The sequence below is a fragment of the Nostoc sp. FACHB-110 genome (assembly GCF_014697425.1).
GTDB lineage: Bacteria > Cyanobacteriota > Cyanobacteriia > Cyanobacteriales > Nostocaceae > Nostoc_B.
The window spans coordinates 23,954-29,953 of the sequence record NZ_JACJRU010000065.1 but is presented as its reverse complement, the minus strand read 5'-3'; the positions used below and the strand labels follow the sequence as shown (position 1 = coordinate 29,953).

General features: G+C 38.7%; 8 protein-coding genes. 7 read left to right on the top strand and 1 reads right to left on the bottom strand.

The genetic code is table 11. The features are described 5' to 3' along the window. Window positions 1-163 precede the first annotated feature (163 nt). Entirely contained in the window at window positions 164-469 is a 306-nt protein-coding gene (locus H6G69_RS32170; RefSeq protein WP_190693594.1) for a hypothetical protein, read from the bottom strand. A 135-nt stretch (window positions 470-604) separates the two neighbouring features. Here H6G69_RS32170 and H6G69_RS32165 point away from each other — a divergent pair, with 135 nt between their 5' ends. The 7 genes from H6G69_RS32165 to H6G69_RS32135 all read left to right on the top strand — a co-directional run bounded on the left by H6G69_RS32165 (window position 605) and on the right by H6G69_RS32135 (window position 5,771). Next, window positions 605-904: a hypothetical protein gene (locus H6G69_RS32165; RefSeq protein ID WP_190693592.1), complete on the top strand. Its 300-nt coding sequence runs from the start codon at window positions 605-607 to the stop codon at window positions 902-904. A 746-nt stretch (window positions 905-1,650) separates the two neighbouring features. Continuing rightward, on the top strand, window positions 1,651-2,019 hold the full coding sequence (locus tag H6G69_RS32160; protein ID WP_190693590.1) for a hypothetical protein: 369 nt from the start codon (window positions 1,651-1,653) through the stop codon (window positions 2,017-2,019). Continuing rightward, entirely contained in the window at window positions 2,000-2,650 is a 651-nt protein-coding gene (locus tag H6G69_RS32155; protein ID WP_190693588.1) for a hypothetical protein, read from the top strand. The genes H6G69_RS32160 and H6G69_RS32155 overlap by 20 nt, the downstream gene beginning before the upstream one ends. A gap of 40 nt (window positions 2,651-2,690) precedes the next feature. Beyond that, window positions 2,691-3,185 carry a hypothetical protein gene (locus tag H6G69_RS32150; RefSeq protein WP_190693586.1) on the top strand — a complete coding sequence of 165 codons (495 nt, stop codon included), beginning with the start codon at window positions 2,691-2,693 and terminating at the stop codon, window positions 3,183-3,185. After that, a complete protein-coding gene (locus H6G69_RS32145; protein WP_190693584.1) occupies window positions 3,186-3,878 on the top strand; it encodes a hypothetical protein in 693 nt (230 codons plus the stop codon). A gap of 72 nt (window positions 3,879-3,950) precedes the next feature. After that, window positions 3,951-4,310 (top strand): four helix bundle protein, encoded by a 360-nt coding sequence (locus H6G69_RS32140; protein WP_190693582.1) that lies wholly within the window; start codon window positions 3,951-3,953, stop codon window positions 4,308-4,310. Between the two features lie 27 nt (window positions 4,311-4,337). Beyond that, entirely contained in the window at window positions 4,338-5,771 is a 1,434-nt protein-coding gene (locus H6G69_RS32135; protein ID WP_190693580.1) for a hypothetical protein, read from the top strand. Window positions 5,772-6,000: the final 229 nt, after the last annotated feature.

The following is a 6,000-nucleotide window of genomic DNA, read 5'->3' as shown; positions in this document are numbered from 1 at the left end:
TTATCATTAACTAGAGCTTGTTGCGAATGGATGCTCTTTTTCTTTTACCACAAATTGCTACATTCTTTGTAAGATAAGCATTTTAGACCATTTTGTCCCCCCGCAAGAGCGCGATTTCTTAACAACAGAATCATCCAAAACCTCTATACGATAACACCGAAATTCAATCAACAGTTGATTCACTTTCTTGCAGCCACTGTAAAATAGTCAAAGCTAACTTCCAAGACTCTTTTCGATTCCAATGCGGTAAATGATTTAGTATTTGACCGGTCAGTAATTCTGGCTCATCTAATCTTCTATTACGAGCAGCTATTCCATCCCTAATTAGTTGAGAGAGTGTGGCTGCTTGATTACCGCGATAATCAGGCTGCTGCTTAATTTCATCAATAATCCAGTCAGGGACAGTAATGGTTTTATATCCTGGTTTCGGCATATTTAACGAAGAACTAGTTTTTTGATAGTACGGCACTTGACGTTATAGATGCAAATTTTGGTACGGTATAGTATGGTAAGAGAAAGATAGAACAAAAATACTTATTAATATAAATCTGAGAAGCAATCACTCTCAGTAATGACGAGGCACATAAATTAGGGAGGTAGAATAATGGCCAAGTCTCCCCAGAACAAATTGCAACAGATAGCACAGGAAATGGTAAAAGCTGCTGGCTATACAGTCGAATTTGGGGAATATGAATTTGTTTCAACAGCGACAAGATTAATTGAGCCGTTAATTCATAAATGGTATGAAGGTACGGGTTATACACCACCGACGACTAAAACTATTTCTTGCTGGCTATATAAAAAACAAGTCCCGGAATGGGTAGTCATACTTTTGCTCAAAGAAATGGAGAACATCAAAAATTTTTCTCCGAAGTTCTCCAAACTGCAAAATTACTCCAAATAAAACAATTGCTCAATTTAGCAAAATCTTATTGACCCTCCTAGTACGAGTTTTTTATGATTTGTGCATAGGTGAAACGTTGTTACACAGGAATTATGTGTTAAAGATGATTTATTAATAGGAACTGAAGTGAAAGTATTTTTAGCTCATAGCAAAAATTAAACAGTTAAAAGAAAAATAAAAGGATTACAGCTTGATTTCAAAAGGTAAGAATTCAGGATTCAGAATTCAGGATTCAGAATGTTTAAAAAATGAAGATAAATATTTGATGAATAAATTTCCTAATCTACTAGATACTTCTTCATTCTGACTTCTGACTCCTGGGTGCTGAATTCTTACTTCAAAAGTAACAGGATTTTGCCTGAGTTAAGTTACTCAAAAGCAATATCAAAACTTAGTAAAACAAGAATACGAAAATATTATTGCACAGTAAACAACTATTTACAAATAGCTAAAAGGCTCTACCGAATGAAATTAATCATCAATAATTATCCGAAAAATAAGCCCAGGTACTTACAATTATTTAGAGCAATCATACTGAGATGGGGAGTAGCACTTATAAAAATCAAAAAGTAATAATAATTTCTTAAGATGCAACACTGCAACGATGTTGCAGGTTGTTGCAAGCAACAATGTCACACAAAAATCACCAATTACTGTCCAAAATACACTCAAAAATCCTAATAAATCGTTGATTTACGCTTATTTGTAGACAAGGGGGAAGGGGGTGCAACATTATCGAGAGAACTTTGCCTGTAATATTAGAAACCATCAAAGAAAATTCTAGATTTTGGCAAGCACTTTTTGACAATTTACTGTCAAGAAAAGAATTAGCCAATATATTAGGAGTAAATCGGACAAGTATTTGGAGATGGGAACGCAATATCATCGATAAAATCCATCCAATCAAACAAAGATACTATCTAAACTCTAGAAGCCCTTACTTAGATGCTTACCAAAGATTTTTGCTAATAATTATTTTTATTATTAAGCAAGAGATTGATGAAAGCTTACTAAAAAACTCCGAACCTAAAAGATTCTTAAAGCTCAATTTCCAGGAATTAACCCGTGAAAACTTTGAATTGTGGAGGAAAGAAAATGTCAGCATTCACTCGTAGTCAGATTTATGAATATTTTGGAGATCGTTATTCACGAGAACAAATAGATAATTCATTGCTAATCATGGCGCACAATGGCGCACAAATAGATCCATTAGCTGAGGAATTTTCGGATGACATAACTGAGGAATTAGAAGGAATATTTGATGCTGTTGGACAAGCCTTGAACAACCAGCAACAACTAGGGCAATCAGAAGAAATTACTATTAAGCAAGCTTCTGAACTGGCAGCACGATACTCTCGACATTCCAGCCCCCAACTGATGGCGGCAATGATTAAAATGGCTGTCCAGGATGGTATTAAAAAAGCAGCAGCAATTAACCAAATCAAGAATCATGTATTCAACCGAGTTCTTGAGCAGGGAGATGCAGAACTTGTTCAGTCTATTTTTACTGGTAACAACCAAACCACTGATTTATTAATGGAGTGGGCAAACGATGGCTCACGCGTTGACAAGATGCTTGATAACTATGGCATTCACCCTGTAGATATTGATGCGTTTTTGGAAGAGGTGAATGGTAATTCTGCATCTGTAAAACAGGCGGTAAAAGCAATTACACCTAAGCCAAAATCAACTATTAATATTGATGCTTTTTTGCTGGAGGCGGGAGAGTCAACAACCCACCACTAATCGAAGTACAGCTACAGTGGGAGTCTCATAGAGGTTTTAGATGACCAACTTTTCAAGACAATGGCGCAAACACAGAACAAGTCTTATTTTTGGCACAATCACCCTTATTTCTCTGGCCTTATCCAGTGGTGATATTACGCGGAATATGCAATCAATCACCAATATCAAACAGCAAATTGCTAATCAATCCGAACAACATTCTCTACTCCAACAGCAATTTGTTTTTGAACAAGAGCAAGCCAAGATTGCTGATGCGAGGTATCAATCAGGATGCTTACCGATTGTAGCCAACGTCTACCCGCATAAGTACGTGACGATTGTAGAAGGACAAATACTCACTGACAGAATTACCCGCCGCACACTTCCAATAGGAACAGTAGTCTGTGATGCTAACGGAAATACAGGTGTGATTGGGGATTCGGGGGCAGTCGCCGCTATTGCCTTCACAGGGAATCGAGATTTGGTCGCTCTTCGCCTTAAAAGATTTCGTGGTGGAATTTACTCTCAACCAATAGATAGAGGAGAGGAGAAGTAAGTGGTTAATTTTACGATGCCCAAGCAACAGGGTGGCAATAAAAATCACAAACCTAACACATGGCTGCGACTGCTTTACTGGGGGCTTGTCTGTGCTGCGATCTGGTTTGCTTATTTAAACATTCAACCCTATGAAAAGGTCGTTGGGTTATTAAGTGGTAAAACTTTAAATAGCGCGTTTGTTTACCTCCTTTCCATCATCCCAGTCGTGAATGGGATTGCAGCAATCATCGGTAAAGGAGTAACTTGGATACTCGGCACAATACTATGGGGAGTCATTCAAATTATTGAAGTGCTGCCCTTGGTTTTATATAACAACGAAAGTTTTGTGCAGAATGTGATTTCATCAGCTGACAGTCGCAGTAAGTACCAACTCAAAGATACAGACGACCCCACGTTGAAGATGCTGAAAAAGGTTTACAACGGACTACCTACTTCAGTAATTAGCAATCTGGAGATGCTAAAGGTTTTCACCTACACCATAGATTTTTTGATTTGTATTACTGTCTATAGTCCAGTTGGAAGTGGTAAATTTTCAGATTTTTTCTTCATCTTGGCTACTGGTCAATGGGGAAAGCTTGACTATACTAACCTCGCACTCGCTTTGATTACGTTGTTTGCAATTGAAGTGATTGTCAGCTTGATTATTTGGGTTGGGAAATTAAGTTATGCAATTCAAAATTTAGCAAAATAATAATAATTCGTAAGTCGTAATTCGTAATTCGTAATTTCATGGTTGTTTAGCAAAGTTAAAAGGAGCCGGAACATGGCAGATTCTCAAATCAGCATCACAGATAGAACAAAGGCTTTTGCAATCAGAATTATCAAAGCTTGTAGTTTTCTTGATGAAAAGCCTGGAGTTCTTAGAACCTTGTCTAAACAATTACTTCGTTCAGGTACTTCAATTGGTGCAAATTGCCGAGAAGCTCAATCAGCGCAATCTGATAGAGATTTTATTAGCAAATTAGAGATTGCACTTAAAGAAGCCAGAGAATCTCAATATTGGCTGGAAATACTAATTGAATCGGATCTGGTAGAGCAACAGAAATTTAATTTGCTTTTGCAAGAAGCCAACGAAATTGGCAAAATCTTGACTGCTTCAACCAGAAAACTCAAAGAAAAATAATTACGAATTACGAATTACGAATTTGTCATGATGAGCCGCTTTGATATTAATAAAATCCAGAGATCCCCCGAAGAGTGGAGTGCTATTGCCTTCAAACAAACTACCGAAAATAATATCCAATGGAAGATTGCACTCGGTATAGTTGTGGCTGCTGTTGCCGCTTCTGCCACATCTCCAATCACAGGATTTGCCATCGCACTTTGGTCAATTGTTAGTAGTATCCAGCAAGCGAGAAGTGTACAACGCAATCAAATAGCAATTAGAGAATACGGTTGCGTCGCTCATGTCTTGAATGGTGATGACTTTCGCGCCTACTACAAACAAGTAGGTAAGGATGCGGTAGAAGCCGAATTGAAATTTGCCACAGGGCAGGAATATTCGCTTTCTAATGCAGCGTTGGAATACCTAGAAGAAGCTGGAAGTGATAAGTCTGAGGTCAGAAAAATCACACCTGCAACTTCCGACCTCAGACTTGAAAGTTCTTCCCTCCTGCCTTCAACTAATACTCAATCTTCAGTTCACGATGGCAGCAATGTTATAGATATTGTGGCCATGATTGCCGCCCCAATCAGAAATTGCATTATTTTTGGCATTGGTGGCAGTGGCAAGGGAATGTTAGTTGCTAATGCCTTGCGCCGGATTAAGGCGGATAACCCAAGGCGCAAAATCTTCTACATCGACCCGAAAAACGAGCCTGGGGAGTACGGCTACACAGACGGTATTGTTGATGTTGTTCATCGCAAATCCTGTGATGGCTGTTGCCCAGAAGAAATTTGTGATTGGATGGATGAAGTTTTAGATGAATACATCCAATGGGCCAACCAACAAGAAGAATCACTATTAATTATTGACGAGGGTTCTACTCTTGGTGACGCTGCTAAAAAAACTAAAAACAACCGTATTGGGACACTCATCTTACATACTGCCTCTCTGGGCGGTGCAAAACGTAAAAATGTTTGGTTAATGGCTCAATCCCCATTCGTCGGGCCATTAGGATTAGAGTTATCAGCCACTAGTCAAATCACGGCAGTTGCTTTAGTAAGTGACCAAAACACTAACGTCATCAAACAATGGCAGCGATCTCCAATACTGGAGAAAATTGATTTAGACCGTTTAGTCCAGCTAATCAAAGAATCACCTGTAAAACGTGCCGTATTTTTTGGTGGCAATTCCAAATGGTGGGCGATGCCAGAGCTACCAAATTATTCGGCAATTGACCGCGATGGAAATCAACCATCAGGCGATGCGCTCTCGACTTTTGAGCGAAGACAACTTAGAGGGCGTACCGCAACCGCAACGATGATCGACAAGCTTGAAACAACCCCACACCTTACCCTCGATGACTTTATCATTCAAGAACTAGGACAGGGCGATCGCTTGGAGGAATTAAAACCGGCAATCATCGCTGTCATTAAAAAAGCTAACCATAACGGGTTGAGCTACAAATTTAAACTTGACTGACTGCAAACCGATTGCGGTAATGCACCGCAGTCGGCTTTACCCAAAGACTTTAAACAACAATGGGCAGCTATCACATCATCATTAAAACTACCGACTATTTGGCAAGAAAAAGATTTACAAATAGCACTCGTTGAGCAATTAAGAAAACATGGCTTTGAAGCGAAATCCGAAGTTAAATTTAACGGTGGTTATGCCGATATTTATACAAATTGGCAAGATAATACTATTA

What these genes read in the sequence shown, in the direction of transcription:
- H6G69_RS32165 (WP_190693592.1), top strand. Translation starts at nt 605, where the DNA reads ATGGCCAAGTCTCCCCAGAACAAATTGCAACAGATAGCACAGGAAATG.
- H6G69_RS32155 (WP_190693588.1), top strand. Translation starts at nt 2,000, where the DNA reads ATGTCAGCATTCACTCGTAGTCAGATTTATGAATATTTTGGAGATCGT.
- H6G69_RS32150 (WP_190693586.1), top strand. Translation starts at nt 2,691, where the DNA reads ATGACCAACTTTTCAAGACAATGGCGCAAACACAGAACAAGTCTTATT.
- H6G69_RS32140 (WP_190693582.1), top strand. Translation starts at nt 3,951, where the DNA reads ATGGCAGATTCTCAAATCAGCATCACAGATAGAACAAAGGCTTTTGCA.
- H6G69_RS32135 (WP_190693580.1), top strand. Translation starts at nt 4,338, where the DNA reads ATGATGAGCCGCTTTGATATTAATAAAATCCAGAGATCCCCCGAAGAG.